General features: G+C 56.0%; 13 protein-coding genes. 6 read left to right on the top strand and 7 right to left on the bottom strand.

The genetic code is table 11. The features are described 5' to 3' along the window. Positions 1-4: 4 nt before the first annotated feature. On the bottom strand, positions 5-4,465 hold the full coding sequence (gene gltB / locus ADJ24_RS13920) for a glutamate synthase large subunit (protein ID WP_032665053.1): 4,461 nt from the start codon (positions 4,463-4,465) through the stop codon (positions 5-7). A gap of 687 nt (positions 4,466-5,152) precedes the next feature. Between gltB and ADJ24_RS13925 the strand changes: the two genes are divergently transcribed. From ADJ24_RS13925 to ADJ24_RS13935, 3 genes are all read left to right on the top strand, one after another. Further along, complete coding sequence (locus ADJ24_RS13925; protein ID WP_123244539.1) at positions 5,153-6,085, top strand: TIGR01212 family radical SAM protein; 933 nt, start codon at positions 5,153-5,155, stop codon at positions 6,083-6,085. Positions 6,086-6,447: 362 nt separating this feature from the next. Then, positions 6,448-8,616 carry a T6SS effector phospholipase Tle3 domain-containing protein gene (locus ADJ24_RS13930; RefSeq protein WP_048702678.1) on the top strand — a complete coding sequence of 723 codons (2,169 nt, stop codon included), beginning with the start codon at positions 6,448-6,450 and terminating at the stop codon, positions 8,614-8,616. Positions 8,617-8,688: 72 nt separating this feature from the next. Beyond that, positions 8,689-9,336: a T6SS immunity protein Tli3 family protein gene (locus ADJ24_RS13935; RefSeq protein ID WP_032668272.1), complete on the top strand. Its 648-nt coding sequence runs from the start codon at positions 8,689-8,691 to the stop codon at positions 9,334-9,336. A gap of 84 nt (positions 9,337-9,420) precedes the next feature. Here ADJ24_RS13935 and ADJ24_RS13940 read toward each other — a convergent pair whose 3' ends face one another. After that, positions 9,421-10,923, bottom strand: a complete 1,503-nt coding sequence (locus ADJ24_RS13940) for a helicase HerA-like C-terminal domain-containing protein (RefSeq protein WP_023309371.1) — start codon at positions 10,921-10,923, stop codon at positions 9,421-9,423. A gap of 138 nt (positions 10,924-11,061) precedes the next feature. Between ADJ24_RS13940 and ADJ24_RS13945 the strand changes: the two genes are divergently transcribed. After that, positions 11,062-12,708, top strand: coding sequence for a dihydroxyacetone kinase subunit DhaK (locus ADJ24_RS13945; protein WP_023309370.1), 1,647 nt, complete (start codon positions 11,062-11,064; stop codon positions 12,706-12,708). A gap of 92 nt (positions 12,709-12,800) precedes the next feature. Here ADJ24_RS13945 and ahr read toward each other — a convergent pair whose 3' ends face one another. The 5 genes from ahr to pepA all read right to left on the bottom strand — a co-directional run bounded on the left by ahr (position 12,801) and on the right by pepA (position 19,428). Continuing rightward, a complete protein-coding gene (gene ahr / locus ADJ24_RS13950) occupies positions 12,801-13,820 on the bottom strand; it encodes an NADPH-dependent aldehyde reductase Ahr (protein ID WP_023309369.1) in 1,020 nt (339 codons plus the stop codon). Positions 13,821-13,904: 84 nt separating this feature from the next. Beyond that, positions 13,905-14,408: a GNAT family N-acetyltransferase gene (locus ADJ24_RS13955; RefSeq protein WP_023309368.1), complete on the bottom strand. Its 504-nt coding sequence runs from the start codon at positions 14,406-14,408 to the stop codon at positions 13,905-13,907. 123 nt (positions 14,409-14,531) lie between these two features. Further along, positions 14,532-17,387: a valine--tRNA ligase gene (locus ADJ24_RS13960; RefSeq protein WP_023309367.1), complete on the bottom strand. Its 2,856-nt coding sequence runs from the start codon at positions 17,385-17,387 to the stop codon at positions 14,532-14,534. Then, complete coding sequence (gene holC / locus ADJ24_RS13965) at positions 17,387-17,830, bottom strand: DNA polymerase III subunit chi (RefSeq protein WP_008502815.1); 444 nt, start codon at positions 17,828-17,830, stop codon at positions 17,387-17,389. Before holC ends, ADJ24_RS13960 begins: the two co-directional genes overlap by 1 nt. A gap of 86 nt (positions 17,831-17,916) precedes the next feature. Further along, positions 17,917-19,428: a leucyl aminopeptidase gene (pepA, locus tag ADJ24_RS13970; protein ID WP_023309366.1), complete on the bottom strand. Its 1,512-nt coding sequence runs from the start codon at positions 19,426-19,428 to the stop codon at positions 17,917-17,919. 266 nt (positions 19,429-19,694) lie between these two features. Here pepA and lptF point away from each other — a divergent pair, with 266 nt between their 5' ends. Both lptF and lptG read left to right on the top strand, forming a co-directional pair. Then, positions 19,695-20,795, top strand: coding sequence for an LPS export ABC transporter permease LptF (lptF, locus tag ADJ24_RS13975; RefSeq protein WP_024906345.1), 1,101 nt, complete (start codon positions 19,695-19,697; stop codon positions 20,793-20,795). After that, positions 20,795-21,877, top strand: a complete 1,083-nt coding sequence (gene lptG, locus ADJ24_RS13980; RefSeq protein WP_023309364.1) for an LPS export ABC transporter permease LptG — start codon at positions 20,795-20,797, stop codon at positions 21,875-21,877. Before lptF ends, lptG begins: the two co-directional genes overlap by 1 nt. The last annotated feature ends 3 nt before the right edge of the window (positions 21,878-21,880 follow it).

The following is a 21,880-nucleotide window of genomic DNA, read 5'->3' on the forward strand; positions in this document are numbered from 1 at the left end:
TTCCTTACTGCGCCTGCACGCGCAGCTCTGCTGCGCTACGACTACGGTGACCCAACAGGGCTTTAACATCGCTGGACTTCGGCTTAACCAGCGCGAATTTCGCAGAGAACGCCGGCCAGTTTGCCAGGATCTCTTCGCCGCGCGAAGAACCGGTATGCTGCACGTGTTCGGTAATCAAGCCGCGCAGGTGTTCTTCATGGATAGCCAGCGTATCAACGTCCAGCACTTCTACCAGCTCCGGGTTCACGCGTTTGCGGAACTCACCGTCTTCGTCCAGGACGTACGCAAAACCGCCCGTCATGCCCGCGCCGAAGTTCACGCCAGTTTTACCCAGAACGCAAACAATCCCGCCCGTCATGTATTCACACCCGTTATCGCCAATGCCTTCCACCACGGTGATAGCACCGGAGTTACGCACCGCAAAACGCTCGCCCGCACGGCCTGCTGCAAACAGACGACCGCCGGTCGCGCCGTACAGGCAGGTATTACCGATGATGCTGGCTTCATGGCTGCGGAAGGCTGAGCCGACCGGAGGACGCACCGCCAGCAGGCCGCCTGCCATGCCTTTACCGACGTAGTCGTTGGCATCGCCGGTCAGGTACAGCTCAACGCCGCCTGCGTTCCATACGCCGAAGCTCTGACCCGCGGTACCGCTGAAATGCGCGGTAATCGGATCCGCCGCCAGCCCCTGGTCACCGTGCGTTTGCGCGATGTAGCCGGAGAGGGAGGCGCCCACGGAGCGGTCGGTGTTGCGGATATCAAACCAGAACGTTTTGCTCTGCTTGTCGTCCACGTACGGTTTCGCCTGCTGCAACAGCTGCGCGTTCAGCACGCCGTTATCGAACGGCGGGTTGTTCTCGGTGCAGTAGACCGCTTTGCCAGGGTGCGGCTGCGCGGTTTCAAGCAGCTTGCTCAGCTCCAGCTTCTGCTGCTTCGCCGTGAAGCCTTCCAGCTCTTTCAGCAGGTCGGTACGGCCAATCAGGTCCACCAGACGCTTCACGCCCAGCTGCGCCATCAGCTCGCGGGTTTCGCGGGCGATGAACTCAAAGTAGTTGGTCACTTTGAACGGCAGACCGTGATAGTGGTTCTTACGCAGCTTCTCGTCCTGGGTAGCAACGCCGGTTGCGCAGTTGTTCAGGTGGCAAATACGCAGGTATTTACAGCCGAGCGCAACCATTGGGCCGGTACCGAAGCCGAAGCTTTCCGCGCCGAGGATCGCCGCTTTAATGATGTCGAGGCCCGTTTTCAGGCCGCCGTCCACCTGCAGACGGATCTTGTGACGCAGACCGTTCGCCACCAGCGCCTGCTGGGTTTCCACCAGGCCAAGCTCCCACGGGCAGCCCGCGTATTTGACGGAGGAGAGCGGGCTTGCGCCGGTACCGCCGTCGTAACCGGCGATGGTGATGAGATCCGCATAGGCTTTCGCCACGCCGGTAGCGATGGTGCCGACGCCCGGTTCGGAAACCAGCTTCACGGAGATCATTGCCTTCGGGTTGACCTGCTTCAGGTCGAAAATCAGCTGCGCCAGGTCCTCGATAGAGTAGATATCGTGGTGCGGCGGCGGGGAGATCAGCGTCACGCCCGGCACGGAATAGCGCAGTTTGGCGATGTACGGGGTAACTTTATCACCCGGCAGCTGGCCGCCTTCGCCCGGTTTCGCACCCTGAGCGACTTTAATCTGGATCACGTCGGCGTTGACCAGGTACGCAGGCGTCACGCCAAAGCGGCCGGACGCCACCTGCTTGATGCGGGACACTTTGTTGGTGCCGTAACGCGCCGGATCTTCACCGCCTTCGCCGGAGTTCGAGTTGCCGCCGATGCTGTTCATGGCTTCCGCCAGCGCTTCGTGGGCTTCCGGGCTCAGCGCGCCGATGGACATCGCCGCGGTATCGAAGCGTTTGAACAGCTCGGATGCAGGCTCAACCTCGTCAATGCTGACCGCTTCATCACCCGGGTTCAGGGCAATGAGGTCGCGGAGCGTTGCCGCCGGGCGGTTGTTTACCAGCTCAGCGTACTGCTGGTAATCGCTGTATTCACCGCTCTGAACCGCCTGCTGCAGCGTGCGCACCACGTCCGGGTTGTAGGCATGATACTCGCCGCCGTGAACGTATTTCAGCAGACCGCCCTGATCCAGCGGCTTACGTGCCAGCCAGGCGCGTTTGGACAGGTTCACCAGATCCTGCTGGAAGTCAGCAAAACCGGCGCCGCCGATGCGGCTGACCACGCCCTGGAAGCAGAGGTTGGCGACCTCGTCATGCAGGCCGACCGCTTCAAACAGCTTCGAACAGCGGTAGGAGGCAATGGTCGAGATGCCCATTTTGGACATGATCTTGTACAGACCTTTGTTGATGCCGTTACGGTAGTTCAGCATCACCGCGCGGTAATCTTTGTCGATCGCGCGGGTATCCACCAGGCGCGCCAGCGTTTCGTAGGCCAGGTACGGGTAGATCGCCGTCGCGCCAAAGCCTAACAGCACGGCAAAGTGGTGCGGGTCGCGGGCGCTGGCGGTTTCCACAATAATGTTGGCGTCGCAGCGCAGGCTCTTGTCGACCAGACGCGTCTGGATAGCGCCAACAGCCATCGGGGCAGGCACCGGCAGACGGTTTTTCGCGATATTGCGGTCGGACAGCACCAGCAGAACGGTACCGTTACGCACCATCTGTTCGGCTTTGTCACACAGCGCATTCACCGTCTCTTCGAGGCTCGCTTCGGTCACGTCGAAAGTAATATCGAGCGTGTCTGCGCGGTAGTGCTCCTCTTTCATGGTGGTGAGCTGTTTAAAATCGGAGTACAGCAGGATCGGTGATTTAAAGGTCAGACGGTGCGCCTGGCCTTCGGCTTCGCAGAAGACGTTCATCTCGCGACCGATGCTGGTAGCCAGCGACATCACGTGCGCTTCGCGCAGCGGGTCGATCGGCGGGTTGGTCACCTGCGCGAACTGCTGGCGGAAGTAATCGTAAATGATGCGTGGCTGGCTGGAGAGTACGGCAAACGGGGTGTCATCACCCATGGATCCGACCGCTTCCTGGCCGTTTTCACCGAGCACGCGAATAACAGAGTCCAGCTCTTCTGCGCTGTAGTTAAACTGTTTCTGGAAGCTTGCAAGCGTATCGTCGTCCAGTTCGCGACGACCCACTTCTTCATCCGATAAATCTTCGAACGGCACGAGGCGACGGACGTTCTTCTCCATCCACTCTTTGTACGGATGGCGGCTTTTCAGATCGTGATCGGTTTCGGCAGAGTGCAGAATGCGCCCACCGCGGGTGTCGATCACCATCAGCTCGCCCGGACCGACGCGGCCTTTTTCGACCACTTCGTCAGGCTGGTAATCCCAGATACCGACTTCAGAGGCGCAGGTGATGAGCTTGTCTTTGGTAATGACGTAGCGTGCCGGACGCAGACCGTTACGGTCCAGGTTACAGGCGGCGAAGCGGCCGTCGGACATGACGATGCCCGCCGGGCCGTCCCACGGCTCCATGTGCATGGAGTTAAAGTCGAAGAACGCGCGCAGCTCGGGGTCCATATCAGGGTTGTTCTGCCAGGCCGGTGGCACAAGCAGACGCATGGCGCGCACGATGTCCATCCCGCCCGCCAGCAGCAGTTCCAGCATGTTATCCATTGAGCTGGAGTCAGAGCCGGTTTCGTTCACGAACGGCGCGGCATCGTGCAGGTCAGGAATCAGCGGCGTCTGGAACTTATAGGTACGGGCGCGGGCCCACTGGCGGTTACCGGTGATGGTGTTGATCTCGCCGTTGTGCGCCAGGTAGCGGAACGGCTGAGCCAGCGGCCAGCGTGGAACGGTGTTGGTGGAGAAGCGCTGGTGGAACAGGCAAATGGCCGATTCCAGACGCAGGTCCGCCAGGTCCAGGTAGAAGCGCGGCAGGTCAGCCGGCATACACAGACCCTTATAGATGTTCACCAGGTTAGAGAGGCTACAAACGTAGAACTCTTTATCGTCCTGGAGACGTTTTTCAATGCGGCGGCGGGCAATAAACAGACGGCGTTCCATATCACGCGGACGCCAGCCCGCAGGCGCGTTGACGAAAATCTGTTCAATACGAGGCAGCGAGGAGAGGGCGATTTCACCGAGCACCCCTTCGTTGGTTGGCACATTGCGCCAGCCGACAATCGACAGGGTTTCACGCTGAAGTTCTTCTTCGACGATGCGGCGTGAGGCGGCAGCCTTTTCAGGATCCTGGTTCAGGAACAGCATGCCGACAGCGTAGTTTTTGGCTAAACGCCAGCCGCGCTCTTCCGCCACGATGCGGAAGAAACGATCCGGTTTTTGCAGCAGCAGGCCGCAACCGTCGCCCGTTTTACCATCGGCAAGAATAGCGCCACGGTGCTGCATTCGGGCCAGTGCGTGAATAGCAGTACGCACTACCTTGTGGCTAGGTTCGCCTTCTATGTGGGCGATCAGGCCGAAACCACAGTTATCCTTCTCAAGGGATTTATCGTACAACATATCAGTGAACCTCCCCAGGCTCGTCGGGCTTCCCACTGAACTTTACCGTGGCGCACAGGCACAGAAAGAGCATGGCGACGGGGTTTGCGTTTCATACGCGGACCTCGCATTCGCCCTCTTTTTCATCCTTTCGCGCAGGTAAACAAGTTTGAGGACTTGCTTCAGAGGGAATCTCAATTACTGCATAAATATGATGAGCAGGCCGCTCATCCAGAAAGCTTCCAGCGGATTTCCAACTTATCGGGAATTGGTACACAGGTCAAATGGCAATCTTATTTATACAAAAATGTGCTAAAGAGAGTTTATGTCTTTGAAATTAAATGTCATTTAACTATTTTTACATTGATTGTATGCCCTGGCAGGACGCAGCGGAGTGTGATCTGACTCACTATATGAAAGCGGTATTATCAATGTAGCGTGCTGAATAGCCGTTTTATAGCAGAATAATAATCTGGCAATGGCTGCAAACCCGCATAAACCCACTGTTTTTCAGTGGTGGCGCTATAAATGAAAAAAACAATCAGAACATAAGGAAAAGTAATCACGGGTAGCGTGAATGAAATTGCAGTAATCCTGAGTATTTATTCATATAGATAAAAGCCGTCCAGGGCGATTGATCCAGGTCATCGCCGACAGAGGCTAAAAGTGGCAGGCTTGTCCCCTTTCTCCGGGACGGTCTATCAGATTATGCAGTTACAGAAATTAGTCAATATGTTTGGTGGGGATCTTTTGCAGCGGTACGGGCAAAAGGTTCATAAGCTGTCGCTGCACGGCGGGTTTAGCTGCCCGAATCGCGATGGCACCATCGGGCGAGGCGGCTGCACCTTCTGTAACGTTGCGTCCTTTGCTGACGAAGCCCAGCAGCATAAATCTATCGCTGAACAGCTTGTCCATCAGGCAAGCCAGGTGAACCGCGCGAAGCAGTATCTGGCCTATTTTCAGGCCTACACCAGCACGTGGGCGGAGGTGCAGGTGCTGCGCTCTATGTATCAGCAGGCCGTCAGCCAGGCTAACATCGTTGGGCTGTGCGTGGGCACGCGCCCGGACTGCGTACCGGACGCGGTGCTGGACCTGCTCAGCGAATACAAAGAGCAAGGCTACGAGATCTGGCTGGAGCTGGGCCTGCAGACCGCGCACGACAAAACCCTGCACCGTATTAACCGTGGCCATGATTTCGCCTGCTACCAGCGCACCACTCGCCTGGCCCGCGAGCGCGGGCTGAAGGTCTGCTCGCACCTGATTGTCGGCTTGCCGGGTGAAGGGCAGCAGCACGGCCTGGAGACGCTGGAAAAGGTGGTTGAGACCGGCGTGGACGGCATTAAGCTGCACCCGCTGCATATCGTTACGGGAAGCATTATGGCGAAAGCCTGGGAAGCCGGGCGGTTAAGCGGTATTGAGCTTGAGGACTATACGGTGACGGCGGGGGAGATGATTCGCCACACCCCGCCGGAAATTGTCTACCACCGCATCTCGGCCAGCGCCCGCCGTCCAACGCTTCTGGCACCGCTATGGTGTGAGAACCGCTGGACGGGGATGGTGGAAATCGACCGCTACCTGCAGGAGAATGGCGTGCAGGGGACGGCGCTGGGAATGCCTTGGGTTCCAATTTCTGACCGTTAGCGTTTTGCTATAAATAATTTGAATAGTATTAATGAAAACTTATCAATATAAATGAATCCCGTTATTTGTTTATTTGATGAGTTTTATTTATTTAAGTCGCTATGGTTCTTATTCTTTTCAGTTGTGGGTAGTCGTCAGACTATTAATATCGCAGTAAATCCATTTTCTCTTTTCTGTGAGTTATTCACTGGATGAATAATCCGAGTTTCTGTGGTGCTTATTGATATTTTATTTCGTATTTAAATGCCTTCCTTACAGGCGTAATGTCTTACATCGCCACTCTTAAAAAGGATATTCCGTATGGAAGGTAATTTATGTTGTTTTAGCTGTCTCAGCGGTATTCATTATCTGGAGATACGTTGATGATAGGTGTAAGAATAAGTCCGTATTGTCCACGCGTTATATCTGAAAACGATATTCCTGTTCACAAAAGTTTGGGCCTGGTAGCCCAGACCCGTAAAGTTGGCGTTCCGCGCCCGATGCCATGCATTGTGATTCTGGTGCACGGTGTGAACGATGTTGGGGAAGCTTATCAGAATCAGGAAAAAGGGATTATTTCCGGGTTAAGCAAGCGGTTGAACCGTTCAGACCTGTATGCGCACGAGTGGAAAGATTTCATCATGTCCCACAACGAAGAGGCGCAAAAGAAAATCTGTGAGCCTGGACGTTCTCCCATTATCCCCTTTTACTGGGGCTATAAGCCGGTTACGCATGAGGAGTGGCGCGCTGACCAGAAGCGTTATCGGGACGAAGTCGGAAAGCTGGGCAGCGACGCCCACATCCCTTACGACGCCTACCAGGAAGATGACGAAACCAAGAAGGCCGCGCTGGGTAATGACAGTAAAGGGGCGTTTGCATTTCAGAACGACTGCTTTAAAAATGCGCTCGATATCAATTTTGCCAAAGGTGGTGGCACGTTTGCCAATGCAACCACCAATATACCGGACATGCTTGGCCCGGGGGCCGGTGGCGTTGCCGTCGCTGCCACCGGTTTTATGACGTTGCATGCAAATGGCGGCGATTTCACCCACCCCATCTTTCCCAACCCACACCGCATCTATCAGTTTTTTGCCGCTCAGCGGCTGGCGGATTTGATTATTCAAATCCGAAAAGAGCCAGTTACAGAGAACGATGTGATTAACATCGTGGCGCACAGCCAGGGCACTATCATTACAATGCTGGCTAATATGCTGGTGAAGCAGGCTGGTTATGATCCCGTTAACTGCACCATTCTGACCCACTCCCCGTATTCGCTGGAAGAGCGACTATTAGAAAATGCCCAGTCTGGTCATCACCAGACCAGCGTTGCCCGTCAGCAGACATTCAGCAATTTCTGTGCCCTGATGGCAACGCAGTACAAAGGTGGCGAGGTGACTGAGGCAGACATGCTGGCGATGGAGGCCGCTTGCACATTACGAAAACCGTCAGATAACCCATTACGGCAGGATGCTCGGTTCCGACGGGATAATAACGGCAAGGTGTATAATTATTTCTGCCCGAATGACGGAACGGTATCCCTGAAAAACATTCAGGGCATTGGCTGGCGCGGTATCCCGCAAAACATCGCCTGTCATATTCCAAACCTGTATCAGCGGGTCTTTTACCAGCATGGTCATGTCGGTTTCCCGCCAGACAAAACGTGCTTCGAACTGCCCGCAATACAGAAAGGGGATGCGAAATACAGTTCAGTTACGAACGCGATTTACTCTGCTCGTGATGTTGTCATCAATGGCGAAGAATTACCTGAGCCATTTGTATTTGAATTACAGGGTGAGAAAAACCGAAAAGACAACGACCCGAAAACCTGCGATATACCCTATGAAGCTTATATCGATCCAGAAAGTCCCGACGCCTATATTTCGTATTCCGCGAAAGCCCATGCCCTGAGCAGAACAGCCTCAGGCATGTTTCCTATGGATAAATATTATTACCCAACGATGAAGCCAGGCCATTCGCTGACCCCTGACGAGCTGCAAGAGATGACAGTTGAGCGGAAGCACAAAGTGATTCAGGGAGTTGTGTCGGGCGTCGATACGTTCAGAAACCTGACGCTGGTTTGGCTGAAAAACCGCGATGAGCTGGAAGATGAATGGAAGAAAGCTGATCCCGTTGGGTACAGCCAGCACTCCTCCATTGTGATGAGCGAGTATGCACCTTCCCAGGCCATGGCCTTTGATTTAGCCATCGGGCAATGCAAATCTTTTGATTATAAGGCTGGCCGTTTTTGGGAGGATCTTTTGCATCGCGCGGACTGGCGGGATCCGTTGAATAAGAATTTTCAGGCTAAAGAATATTACCGAACAGGAAAACTGGATGATTCTACGACCAAATTTTTTATGAATAAACCTGACGCAATATTACCGAAAGATGAATTTGGGGTAGTGAATAATTATGCTGGTGTCCGACCCCATAAACGCAACAGGATGGAAATTGAATATGGCATTGTTAAGCCTGTTAAGTTCGAAGAAAAAATTATTCTGCAATGGGAAATGCCACGAGCGTTAAATATAAGCCAAATTAACGAAAAGTAGGTATATCACGTGAGCCGGAAATTTTTCATCTTATGGTTAGTATTAGTTATCGGTATCGTGACCATCTGGGCGATGAATCAGCCCTCCGCAGATACCAGTCCTACGCAAATTGTGTACCGTTTTGATGGCCACCGCTACCTGGAGTTGAAAGGCTGGAATTGTGCAGGTGAAATCTGGTATGTCGATACGAAACGGGGGATTCGAACTCAACCCGTAAGCCAGTTTTATCGTATTTTTACCAAAAAATTTATTCATCCTTCAGAACGTTATATTGCGCTGCCAACCTGGGATTCAGCCGGCTCGATTGTGTCTAAAGACTATGGGAAGACATGGTATCCTTCATCGTTCCCGCCCACTGAAAACGAACCTAATGGCGATTCCTCGCCACCCTACGATGCCCTGATATCTTTCACCGTCGTAAACGATCAGGGATTCTTGCAAACCAAACACCGACTATATATGTCATCCAAACCCTATGATGACCCCCGTCTGGCAACAGGGGGGCCGGGGATAACCTATGAAGCTGAGGACGGCTCTGTGCATCATATTAAACCACGCTCTCCGGGAGCGGCATGGGGCATGGTCTACATGACCAAAGAAGGGCTCCAGGGGAGTATTGAGCAATTTAAAATCAACTGGCAAGGACAGCCAGACAAAGTACCAGAAGTGAAAAACTACACCGGCTGGGATCATATGCGCTGCGATATGGATAAGCACTGAGGCGTTTGAATACCTTCCCAAACGGGGGAGGTATTCAAAAAGGCGAATCTCAGGTAAGTATAGGACAGTTTTACTTTATCCCCGCTACCGGCGACGGCCGCCTAACAGACTTCCCAGCATGCCGCGCACTATCTGATTGGTGACCTGCCGCGCCGCGCTTTTCGCCATGGTTTGTACCACGCCGTCGCGCTTGCCGCCGCGCGGCCCGGTGCTGCCGAACAGGATGTCTTTGAGCCCCCCGAGAATACCGTCATCCACGGCGACAGACTGCCCTTTAGCGGCAGGCGCATCCTGGGATTCGGTGGTCGCCTGCACTCCTTTTTGCAGCATCTCGAACGCGGACTCGCGATCAACCTCGTCTTCGTACTTCCCGTAAACCGGAGAGTGGTTAATCAGGCCGTTACGTTCATCGTCGGTAACCGGCCCCATGCGCGAGCAGGGCGCGATCACCATGGCGCGTTCCACCACGGACGGGCTGCCCTTCGCATCCAGGAATGAGATCAGCGCTTCACCGGTGCCTAACGCCTGAATCGCCGCTTCGGTATCAAAGGCAGGATTAGCGCGCATGGTCTGCGCGGCGGCTTTCACCGCTTTCTGATCCTTCGGCGTAAAGGCGCGCAGGGCGTGCTGCACGCGGTTACCGAGCTGGCCGAGCACGTTATCCGGGATGTCCGACGGGTTTTGTGAAACAAACCAGACGCCAACGCCTTTGGAGCGGATCAGGCGAATGACCTGTTCAATCTTATCCAGCAATACCTGCGGCGCATCGTTAAACAGAAGGTGCGCTTCGTCGAAGAAGAAGACCAGCTTCGGTTTTTCCAGATCGCCCGCTTCGGGTAACTGTTCGTAGAGTTCAGAGAGCATCCACAGCAGGCTGGCGGCGTAGAGCTTTGGCATCTGGTAGAGCTTCTCGGAGCTCAGAATGTTGATGATGCCTTTGCCGCTGCTGTCGGTGCGCATCCAGTCTTTGATATCCAGCATCGGCTCGCCGAAGAAGTGTTCGGCACCCTGTTGCTCCAGGGTCAGCAACCCGCGCTGAATGGCTCCCACCGAGGCGCTGCTGATATTGCCGTACTGGTTCTGGAAGGATTTGGCGTTATCGCCGATGTACTGCGTAATGGCGCGCAGATCTTTGAAATCAAGCAGCAACAGCCCCTGATCGTCGGCAATGCGGAAGATAATATTCAGCACGCCGGACTGCACGTCGTTGAGGTTAAGCAGACGGGCCAGCAGCAGCGGGCCGAGGTCGGAGACGGTAGCGCGCACCGGGTGGCCTTTCTCACCAAAGATATCCCACACTACCACCGGATTGTTATGCGGCGTCCAGTCCGTGATGCCAATATTCTTCAGCCGTTCGAGCAGTTTTTCAGAGGCCGTACCTTCCTGAGCCACACCGGTTAAATCGCCTTTCACGTCAGCCATAAAGACCGGTACGCCAATCTCCGAAAGCGACTCAGCCAGCTTTTGCAGGGTGACGGTTTTGCCTGTCCCGGTCGCTCCGGTGATCAGACCGTGGCGGTTCGCCATCGCAGGCAGTAAATACAGCTCTTTTTCCAGCGTCCGGGCAATTAACAATGGTGTACTCATGATGCGCTTCCTCTCTTAGTCCTGGGTGGAGTATAGGCAACCTGACCGCAATTTGGTTGAGTAAATTCCTGACTTTGCGGCGCATTATCCAGCGCGGACTATGCTTTTGCATACGGTTCACAAAAATAGTGGGAAACGATGTCCAGATTCTTCTTTAACGATCGCAAACAGCTGGTCAACGATGCCATTGAAGGCATACTGCTTTCTGCGCCACACGCAAATCTCGTCAAACTTGATATCGATCCGGCCATCAGGATCGTCGCACGTGGAGACTGGGACAAAAGCCGCGTGGCGGTGATCTCCGGCGGCGGCTCAGGCCACGAACCCGCGCACGCCGGGTTTGTCGGCAAAGGGATGCTGACGGCGGCAGTGTGTGGCGATCTGTTTGCCTCGCCGAGCGTGGATGCGGTGCTGAATGCCATTGTGGCGGTCACGGGCGATCGCGGCTGTCTGCTGATTGTCAAAAACTACACCGGCGATCGCCTGAACTTTGGCCTCGCGGCAGAAAAGGCCAAACGCTACGGTCTTAAGGTGGAGATGGCGATCGTGGCGGACGATATCGCGCTGCCGGATAACAAACAGCCACGCGGTATTGCCGGTACGGCACTGGTGCACAAGATTGCGGGCTATGCGGCGGAGCACGGTAAATCGCTAAGCGAGGTGCGGGATATTGCGCAACAGGCCTGCGATAACCTCTGGAGTCTGGGCGTTGCGATGCAAACGTGCAACCTTCCGGGCAGCGACGAGGAAGAGGGGCGCATTAAGCAGGGCCATGTCGAGCTGGGGCTGGGCATTCACGGCGAGCCCGGTGCTTCAGTCGTTGATACGCAGAACAGCAAAGCCATTATCGACACGCTGGTGACGCCGTTACGCGCGCAGGCGGGAGAAGGGCGGTTTGCGGTATTGATTAACAATCTTGGCGGCGTATCGGCGCTGGAGATGGCGCTGCTGACCAAAGAGCTGGCGCATTCGGCGCTGAAAGAGGAGATCGCGTACCTGATAGGCCCCGCGCCGCTGGTGAGCGCGCTGGACATGAAGGGCTTTTCGCTCACGCTGCTTAAGCTCAACGATTTCTTCGAAAAGGCGATTCACGCCGAGGTCGAAACGCTGGGCTGGCAGAAGCCCGTGGCGTTTGCGCCACTGCGCACCGTGGCGCATACCGCCATTCACGATCGCGTGGAATACACTCCGTCGGACAATCTGCGGGTGGCTGAATATGTTTCCTCGGTGACGAAAACGCTGCTCCAGCTGGAAAACCGACTGAACGCGCTGGATGCCAAAGTGGGCGACGGCGATACCGGCTCCACTTTTGCGCAAGGAGCGCGGGATATTGCGCAGCGTCTGGAGGATCGCAAGCTCCCGCTTGATAACGTATCGACGCTGCTGTTGCTGGTGGGCGAGCGGCTGGCTACGGTGATGGGCGGATCGAGCGGGGTGCTGATGTCGATCTTCTTCACCGCGGCCGGGCAAAAGCTTCACGATGGTCAGCCGCTGCCCGAGGCATTGCTCAGCGGGCTGGCGCAGATGAAGCAGTACGGTGGGGCAGATCTCGGCGATCGTACACTGATCGACGCGCTGCAGCCGGCGCTGGAGGCGTTGCTGAAAGGCGATATCGAGGCAGCGGCGCAGGCCGCACAGCACGGTGCCGAAGCAACGGCGAAAATGGCGAAAGCCGGCGCGGGACGTTCATCGTATGTGAATAAAGAGAATCTGGATGGGGTAATGGATCCCGGTGCGGTCGCGGTGGCTGAGGTGTTTAAGGCCCTGGTAGATGCAAAACGGTAACGACCGTTACCGTTTTTAGTGTGTGCGCCCTCTCCCTGTGGGAGAGGGTTGGGGGGAGGGCATCAGGCCGCACATTCCCCGCCTATGTCACATCAAAAATCCGCTTTCAACACCACGCGGTAGCGGGCTTTGCCGTCACGCACGTGCTGGATCGCTTCGTTGATTTTCGACATCGGATACAGTTCGGTGGTCGGCGCCACTTTGGTGCGTCCGGCAAACTTCATCAGCTTGCGCAACTCAAACGGCGTACCGGTCGCGGAGCCTGACACGCTGCGATCCCCGCCGATCAGGGTAAACGCCGGAACCGGCAGCGGCTTCATCACAGCACCTACGGTATGGAAGTTACCGCCGTAGGCCAGCGCCTCAAAGTACGGCTGCCAGTTGAGATCGACGTTAACGGTGTTGATGATCAGGTCAAACTGCCCAGCCAGCGCGTTAAGCGCTTCAGGATCGCGGCTGTTCACGACTTTATCCGCACCCATCGCCAGCACTTCTTTCTCTTTCGCCGGGTTCGAGCTGAATGCCGTGACTTCACAGCCCATCGCGTGAAGCAGCTTGATAGCGATATGGCCCAGACCGCCAATACCAATCACGCCCACGCGGCTGGTGGCGGTGATATGGTGCATCAGCAGGGGTTTGAAGACGGTGATACCGCCGCACAGCAGCGGACCGGCGGATTCGATATCAATGCTGTCCGGCAGCGGGATCACCCATTGCCAGTCGGCGCGCAGTTTGTCGGCAAAACCGCCTTTGTTCAGAATGGTGGGAACGGCGCCTTCGAGGCAGTTGATCTGATTGCCGCTGATACAGGCGTCACAGTGGCCACAGCTGCGTGCCGTCCAGCCAATGCCCACGCGCTGGCCCACTTTCAGCCCTTTGTCCTGCGCGGCGCTACCGAGCGCCACGACGCGGCCAATGACTTCGTGCCCGGCAACCAGCGGATAGCTCGAGAAGCCCCATTCATTATCGATCATCGAGAGATCCGAGTGGCAGATCCCGCAGTAATCAACCTGTACTTCGACGTCTTCTGCTTTTAATTCGCCCGCATCGTACTCGTACAGCTCAAGTTCTGCACCCGCCTGCGGTGCGGCGTAGCTTTTTATCTTCGACATCGTGTTTCCCCCCGTTGTGGTGTGAACTGAGAGTGTAGAGCATTCAGTTTACAGCCGCTTAACAGAAGAGGGCAGGAACGAAAGTTACAGACTTTTCAGCATTCTGACTTCGCAATCAACGTGGCCGGTACAGCCCAGCGGTGCATCGATATGCTCAAAGCCCAGATGTTCATACAGGCCGATGGCCTCTTTGAGGAAAGCGGTTGTTTCAAGGTAGCAGCGTGTAAAACCCTGCTTGCGCGCGTGGTCCAGCGCAATCAGCGCCAGCTTTTTTGCCAGTCCTTGCCCGCGCGCCGTTGGCAGGAAATACATTTTCTGTAGTTCACAGATATCCGGCTCGCTGCAGCTGAGAGGCGCCACGCCGCCGCCGCCCACCACCTGGCCGTTCTGCTCGATTACCCAGTATGCATGCCCTGGCTGGCTGTAGAGCTGGTAAAGCTCGTCCAGGTTCGGGTCAGCAACCGTGTAGCCTTTGTCAGCCGTCAGGCCATATTCGGCAGAAACGGTGCGGATAACGGCGGCGATAGCCGAATTATCCTGCTCAGCGATCCGGCGCATCGTCGTCGCGACGGGGGTAATCACGCTCATAGCATTACTCATAACAAAAATTGACACATAACTGCTGTTAATAGCACCGCAGAAAGGGGAGTGCAAGCGAGGAGTTTTCAGGAAGGTTACCCCTTACGCCCTGAAGCGTAAGGGGTAAAAGCATTACAGGGCTGCGATAACCGCCTGCTGCTCGATCAGTTTGGTCTTCGCATCGGCGAAAGCAACCAGACGCTCGCGCTCTTTCGCGATGACCGCTTCCGGCGCGCGGGCCACAAAGCCTTCGTTCGCCAGCTTGCTTTCGATTTTGCCAATTTCCACGTCGACTTTTGCCACTTCTTTCGCCAGACGAGCCAGCTCGGCGTCTTTGTCGATCAGGCCTGCCATCGGGATCAGCAGCTCGGCACCGTCGATGATTTTGGTCACGGAAACCGGACCTTTGTCATCCGCAGGCAGCACGGTGATGCTTTCCAGACGCGCCATGGTCTTCAGGAAAGTGTTGTTCTCGGTGACGCGACGAACGGCCGCTTCGCTGCAGCCACGAAGCAGCAGCTCCAGCGGTTTGCCAGGGGCGATGTTCATTTCAGCACGGATGTTACGTACCGCAACGATCGCCTGTTTCAGCCACTCGGTATCCGCGGACGCCGCTTCATCAACCTTGGCCGCATCGAATTCCGGGAACGGCTGCAGCATGATGGTATCGGCGTTGATGCCCGCAATTACCTTCACGCGCTGCCAGATGGTTTCGGTGATGAATGGAATGACCGGATGCGCCAGGCGCAGCAGGCCTTCCAGAACGGTAATCAGCGTGTTGCGCGTGCCGCGCAGTTCCGCCTCAGTGCCGCCGTTCATCACCGGCTTCGCCAGCTCCAGATACCAGTCGCAGAACTGGTTCCAGGTGAATTCATACAGAATGCCCGCCGCGATATCGAAGCGGTAGCTGTCCAGCGCCTCGCGGAACGCTTTCACCGTCTGGTTGAATTCCGCCAGGATCCAGCGGTCTGCCAGAGACAGCGTCATCTCGCCGCCGTTGAAGCCGCAATCCTGATCTTCGGTGTTCATCAGCACGAAGCGGCTGGCGTTCCACAGCTTGTTACAGAAGTTACGGTAACCTTCCAGACGCTTCATGTCCCAGTTGATGTCACGACCGGTTGAGGCCAGTGCCGCCAGGGTGAAGCGCAGGGCGTCGGTACCGTGAGACTCGATCCCGTTCGGGAACTGCTTCTCGGTACGCTTGCGGATTTTCTCAGCCAGCTGCGGCTGCATCATGTTGCCGGTACGTTTTTCCAGCAGATCTTCCAGAGAGATACCGTCAACCATATCCAGCGGGTCAATCACGTTCCCCTTGGACTTGGACATCTTCTGGCCTTCATCGTCGCGGATCAGACCGGTCATGTAGACGGTATGGAACGGAACCTGCGGCTTGCCGTCTTCGTCTTTGATGAAGTGCATGGTCATCATGATCATGCGGGCAATCCAGAAGAAGATAATGTCGAAGCCGGACACCATCACGCTGGTTGGGTGGAACTGACGCAGCGCGTCGGTGTTTTCTGGCCAGCCGAGGGTGGAGAAGGTCCACAGCGCGGAGGAGAACCAGGTGTCCAGAACGTCTTCGTCCTGACGCAGCGCAACGTCCGCGCTCAGGTTGTTTTCCTGACGCACTTCGTCTTCGCTACGGCCAACGTAAACGTTGCCTTCGTTGTCGTACCACGCCGGAATACGGTGACCCCACCACAGCTGACGGGAGATACACCAGTCCTGAATGTCGCGCATCCAGGAGAAGTACATGTTTTCGTACTGCTTCGGCACGAACTGAATGCTGCCGTTTTCTACCGCTTCCACAGCCGGTTTCGCCAGCACGTCGGCACGCACGTACCACTGGTCGGTCAGCATTGGCTCGATAACCACGCCGCCACGGTCGCCGTACGGCACGGTCAGATCGTGAGGTTTGATCTCTTCCAGCAGGCCGAGCGCGTCAACGGCAGCCACGATGGCTTTACGCGCGGCAAAACGCTCCAGCTTCTGGAACTCAGCCGGGATGTCGCTGGAGTAAACGTCGGATTCGTTGCCTTTGGTGTCGTACACTTCTGCGCTTTCGCGGATATCACCGTCGAAGGTCAGAATGTTGATCATCGGCAGGGCGTGACGACGGCCGACTTCATAGTCGTTGAAGTCGTGTGCAGGGGTGATTTTTACGCAGCCGGTGCCTTTTTCCATGTCGGCGTGTTCGTCGCCCACAATCGGAATACGGCGGTTTACCAGCGGCAGCACCACGAATTTGCCGATCAGATCTTTATAACGCGGATCTTCCGGGTTAACGGCTACGCCGGTATCGCCCAGCAGGGTTTCCGGACGGGTCGTTGCGACCACCAGGTAATCTTTACCGTCGGCAGTTTTTGCGCCATCGGCCAGCGGATAGCGGATGTGCCACATGGAGCCTTTAGACTCGCGGTTTTCCACTTCCAGGTCAGAGATGGCGGTGCGCAGTTTCGGATCCCAGTTTACCAGGCGTTTGCCGCGGTAAATCAGGTCTTCTTTGTACAGGCGGACGAAGACTTCTTTAACGGCGTTAGACAGGCCTTCGTCCATGGTGAAGCGCTCGCGCTCCCAGTCCACGGAGTTGCCTAGACGGCGCATCTGACGGGTAATTGTGCCGCCGGATTCCGCCTTCCACTGCCAGATTTTATCGATGAACGCGTCGCGACCGTAGTCGTGGCGGGTTTTTCCTTCTTCAGCGGCAATTTTACGCTCAACCACCATCTGGGTCGCGATACCCGCGTGGTCAGTCCCCGCCTGCCACAGGGTGTTTTTACCCTGCATGCGCTGGTAGCGGATCATGGTGTCCATGATGGTCTGCTGGAAAGCATGACCCATATGCAAACTGCCGGTGACGTTCGGCGGCGGGATCATGATGCAGAAGGACTCTTTGCTTTCGTCGCCGTTAGGCTTGAAATAGCCCTGCTGTTCCCAGTGCTCGTAAAGCGGCTGTTCGATATCGCGTGGGTTATATGTCTTTTCCATTATTTCCAGGTTGCCGTATTCAGGTTAAAACCAGCCAGGCGGTACGCTTTATAGCGTTCGCGCGCCAGTTGTTTCAAAGATTCTTCGTAAGGGACAAAGTCTACCACTTCTGTGAAAGCGGTGGCAAAATCTGCAAAATCTATCCGCAGGCTAATCAGAATATCGCGCGCGCTGCTGTTGCGCTTTTGCGGCCAGGCAATTTCAACCGGTGCACCGCCGCGCGGGCCTTCGCCCGACAGGTTATGCGGCACAAAACTTTCCGGCGGGCGCGCCCACAGCGCTTCATCCAGGCGAATCGCCTGCTGTTCATCTTCACAGGCAATCAGAACGCGTTTACCTGCGCGCCAACGTTCTGCGGCAATTTCACACACCAGCTGTTCTACGGCGCTGAGGCCATCCTGATGGGTGTCGTTGTCCAGAAGGTAGAACGTTGCATTCTTCATATATGGGGCTTCTTGTGCTCACTTTAAATGCTTAAGCCGGGCGGCGGCTTCGCCTTACCCGGCCTACGGTTTACTGCCGTTTTGACTTACTCGTCGCCGTTAAAACCTGCGCGGTTCAGCAGGAACTGCGACAGCAGCGCCACTGGACGACCGGTTGCGCCTTTGGCTTTACCGGAGCGCCATGCGGTGCCCGCGATATCCAGGTGCGCCCAGTTGTACTTGCGGGTGAAGCGTGCCAGGAAGCAGCCCGCGGTGATCGCCCCGCCAGGACGTCCGCCAATGTTCGCCATATCCGCAAAGTTAGACTCCAGCTGATCCTGATACTCGTCACCCAGCGGCAGACGCCATGCGCGGTCTCCAGCCTGCTCTGAGGCACCAATAAGCTCGTGCGCCAGCGGGTTATGGTTCGACATCAGGCCGGTGATGTGGTGGCCCAGCGCAATCACACAGGCTCCGGTGAGGGTAGCGACGTCAATCACCGCTTCCGGCTCGAAGCGCTCAACGTAGGTCAGCACGTCACACAGCACCAGACGGCCTTCGGCGTCGGTGTTCAGCACTTCAACGGTCTGGCCGGACATGGTGGTCAGAACGTCACCCGGACGATAGGCGCGCCCGCCAGGCATGTTTTCGCAGCCCGCCAGAACGCCGATCACGTTGATAGGCAGCTGCAGTTCCGCAACCATGCGCATCACGCCGTAAACCGCCGCCGCACCGCACATGTCATACTTCATCTCATCCATGCCTTCGGCAGGCTTGATGGAGATACCGCCGGAGTCGAAGGTCAGGCCTTTACCGACGAGCACAATCGGGCGCGCGTCTTCGGACGGATTGCCTTTGTACTCGATGACGGACATCAGGGATTCGTTCTGCGAGCCGTTACCGACCGCCAGGTAAGAGTGCATCCCCAGCTCTTTCATCTGCTGTTCGCCGATGACGCGGGTAATGACGTTTTTGCTGTAGGCGTCGGCCAGCTGACGCGCCTGAGAGGCCAGGTACGCCGCGTTACAGATGTTAGGCGGCATGTTGCCGAGATCTTTGGCCGCTTTAATGCCGGCCGCGATCGCCAGACCGTGCTGGATCGCGCGTTCGCCGCTGGTCAGCTCGCGACGGGTTGGCACGTTAAAGACCATTTTACGCAGTGGACGACGCGGCTCGCTTTTATTGGTCTTCAGCTGATCGAAGCTGTACAGGCTCTCTTTTGCCGTTTCAACCGCCTGACGCACTTTCCAGTAGGTGTTACGTCCTTTAACGTGCAGTTCCGTCAGGAAGCAGACGGCTTCCATTGAGCCGGTATCATTCAGCGTATTGATTGTTTTCTGAATCACCTGCTTATACTGACGTTCATCCAGCTCGCGTTCTTTGCCGCAGCCAATCAGCAGAATACGTTCTGACAGTACGTTCGGAACATGGTGCAGTAACAGCGTCTGCCCAGGTTTGCCTTCCAGTTCGCCACGGCGCAGCAGGGCGCTAATATAGCCGTCACTGATTTTATCGAGTTGCTCGGCGATCGGGGAGAGTCGGCGTGGTTCAAAGACGCCCACAACGATGCAGGCACTCCGCTGTTTCTCCGGGCTACCGCTTTTTACACTGAACTCCATGCACTACGCTCCTGAATCTTAAAGACAACGGCGGCAGCTACGGATAGAATTGAAACCTTTCGTAACTCATGTCCGCTGTTGTGGTGACTTCGTGTTAATCTTACGTTACTACGGTTTCGACACGTCAGAAAAAGTCCTGAAGCGTGAATCCGCCGGATGTTTTAATCTTAGCGATGATTTCGACGACTCAAGAGAATAAATGACGTTTAAGCCATGAAACAAGCGATTTTCCAGCAAAGAGACGGGTTTTTACGGGCGTATTTAAAGTGATAATCATAAGATATCTGGTGCGGGAGACGCTCAAAAGCCAACTGGCGATCCTCTTCATCCTGCTGCTGATTTTTTTCTGTCAGAAGCTGGTTAAGATCCTCGGTGCGGCCGTTGACGGCGAAATTCCAACTAATCTGGTGCTTTCCCTGCTTGGTTTAGGGATCCCGGAAATGGCGCAGCTCATCCTGCCGCTAAGTCTTTTCCTTGGCCTGCTCATGACGCTTGGGAAACTCTACACCGAGAGTGAAATCACGGTGATGCATGCCTGTGGCCTGAGCAAAGCGGTACTGGTGAAAGCGGCCATGATACTGGCGCTGTTCACGGGTATTGTCGCGGCGGTGAATGTGATGTGGGCGGGTCCCATGTCTTCCCGTCATCAGGACGAAGTGCTGGCCGAAGCGAAAGCCAACCCCGGCATGGCAGCCTTAGCTCAGGGTCAGTTCCAGCAGGCGACCGACGGCAACTCCGTGCTGTTTATTGAGAGCGTTGACGGCAGTAAATTCAACGACGTATTCCTGGCGCAGTTACGTCCCAAAGGTAACGCGCGTCCTTCCGTGGTGGTTGCAGACTCCGGTCAGCTTGCTCAGCGCAAAGATGGTTCTCAGATCGTGACGCTGAACAAAGGCACCCGTTTCGAAGGCACCGCGATGCTGCGCGACTTCCGTATTACGGATTTCCAGAACTATCAGGCCATTATCGGCCATCAGGCGGTGGCGCTCGATCCAACGGATACCGAGCAAATGGACATGCGTACCCTGTGGAATACCGATACCGACAGAGCGCGCGCTGAGTTCCACTGGCGTATTACGCTTGTCTTCACCGTGTTTATGATGGCGCTGATTGTCGTTCCGCTGAGCGTGGTGAACCCGCGCCAGGGACGCGTGCTCTCTATGCTGCCGGCGATGCTGCTTTACCTGATCTATTTCCTGCTGCAAACCTCGATTCGTTCTAACGGCGCGAAGGGTAAGCTGGACCCTATGGTCTGGACATGGTTCGTCAACAGCCTGTACATCTTACTGGCGCTGGGATTAAACCTGTGGGATACGGTGCCTGTGCGCCGCATACGTGCCCGATTCTCGCGTAAAGGAGCCATCTAATGCAGGCGTTTGGCGTTCTTGATCGCTATATCGGTAAAACCATTTTTACCACCATCATGATGACGTTGTTCATGCTGGTGTCGCTCTCCGGCATTATCAAATTTGTCGATCAGCTGAAAAAAGCCGGGCAGGGGAGCTATGACGCGATGGGCGCGGGGATGTATACCCTGCTCAGCGTGCCGAAAGATGTGCAGATCTTCTTCCCGATGGCGGCCCTGCTGGGCGCGCTGCTGGGGCTAGGAATGCTGGCGCAGCGCAGCGAGCTGGTCGTTATGCAGGCCTCGGGCTTTACCCGCATGCAGGTTGCGCTGTCGGTCATGAAAACCGCGATCCCACTGGTGCTGTTGACCATGGCGATTGGCGAGTGGGTCGCGCCGCAGGGCGAACAGATGGCGCGTAACTACCGTGCGCAGGCCATGTATGGCGGCTCGCTGCTCTCGACTCAACAAGGTTTATGGGCGAAAGACGGTAAAAATTTCGTCTACATCGAACGGGTGAAGGGGAATGATGAACTGGGTGGGGTGAGCATCTATGCTTTCGATGACCAGCGCCGTCTGGAGTCAGTCCGCCACGCCTCTTCGGCGAAATTTGACGCCGAACATAAACTGTGGCGTTTGTCCCAGGTCGATGAGTCTGACCTGACCGATCCGAAACAGATCGCCGGTTCTCAGACTGTAACCGGTACGTGGAAGACCAACCTGACGCCCGATAAGCTCGGTGTTGTTGCGCTGGACCCTGACGCGCTCTCCATCAGCGGTTTGCACAACTATGTGAAATATCTGAAGTCGAGCGGGCAGGATGCGGGACGTTATCAGCTCAACATGTGGAGCAAGATCTTCCAGCCAATGTCCGTGGCGGTGATGATGCTGATGGCGCTGTCGTTTATCTTCGGCCCGTTACGCAGCGTGCCGATGGGCGTGCGCGTAGTGACCGGTATCAGCTTCGGCTTTGTGTTCTACGTGCTCGATCAGATCTTCGGTCCGCTGACGCTGGTTTATGGCATTCCGCCGATAATTGGTGCGCTGCTGCCAAGCGCAAGTTTCCTCCTGATCAGCCTCTGGCTGCTGTTGAAACGCTCCTGATCG

This window comes from Enterobacter sp. 940_PEND, assembly GCF_001059415.1.
GTDB lineage: Bacteria > Pseudomonadota > Gammaproteobacteria > Enterobacterales > Enterobacteriaceae > Enterobacter > Enterobacter cloacae_M.

Excerpts from the sequence above, each read along its gene's own strand:
- holC (WP_008502815.1), bottom strand. The coding sequence starts at position 17,830 with ATGAAGAATGCAACGTTCTACCTTCTGGACAACGACACCCATCAGGAT.
- gltB (WP_032665053.1), bottom strand. The coding sequence starts at position 4,465 with ATGTTGTACGATAAATCCCTTGAGAAGGATAACTGTGGTTTCGGCCTG.
- lptG (WP_023309364.1), top strand. The coding sequence starts at position 20,795 with ATGCAGGCGTTTGGCGTTCTTGATCGCTATATCGGTAAAACCATTTTT.
- ahr (WP_023309369.1), bottom strand. The coding sequence starts at position 13,820 with ATGTCGAAGATAAAAAGCTACGCCGCACCGCAGGCGGGTGCAGAACTT.
- ADJ24_RS13945 (WP_023309370.1), top strand. The coding sequence starts at position 11,062 with ATGTCCAGATTCTTCTTTAACGATCGCAAACAGCTGGTCAACGATGCC.
- ADJ24_RS13940 (WP_023309371.1), bottom strand. The coding sequence starts at position 10,923 with ATGAGTACACCATTGTTAATTGCCCGGACGCTGGAAAAAGAGCTGTAT.
- ADJ24_RS13935 (WP_032668272.1), top strand. The coding sequence starts at position 8,689 with ATGAATCAGCCCTCCGCAGATACCAGTCCTACGCAAATTGTGTACCGT.
- ADJ24_RS13930 (WP_048702678.1), top strand. The coding sequence starts at position 6,448 with ATGATAGGTGTAAGAATAAGTCCGTATTGTCCACGCGTTATATCTGAA.
- ADJ24_RS13925 (WP_123244539.1), top strand. The coding sequence starts at position 5,153 with ATGCAGTTACAGAAATTAGTCAATATGTTTGGTGGGGATCTTTTGCAG.
- pepA (WP_023309366.1), bottom strand. The coding sequence starts at position 19,428 with ATGGAGTTCAGTGTAAAAAGCGGTAGCCCGGAGAAACAGCGGAGTGCC.
- ADJ24_RS13960 (WP_023309367.1), bottom strand. The coding sequence starts at position 17,387 with ATGGAAAAGACATATAACCCACGCGATATCGAACAGCCGCTTTACGAG.
- ADJ24_RS13955 (WP_023309368.1), bottom strand. The coding sequence starts at position 14,408 with ATGAGCGTGATTACCCCCGTCGCGACGACGATGCGCCGGATCGCTGAG.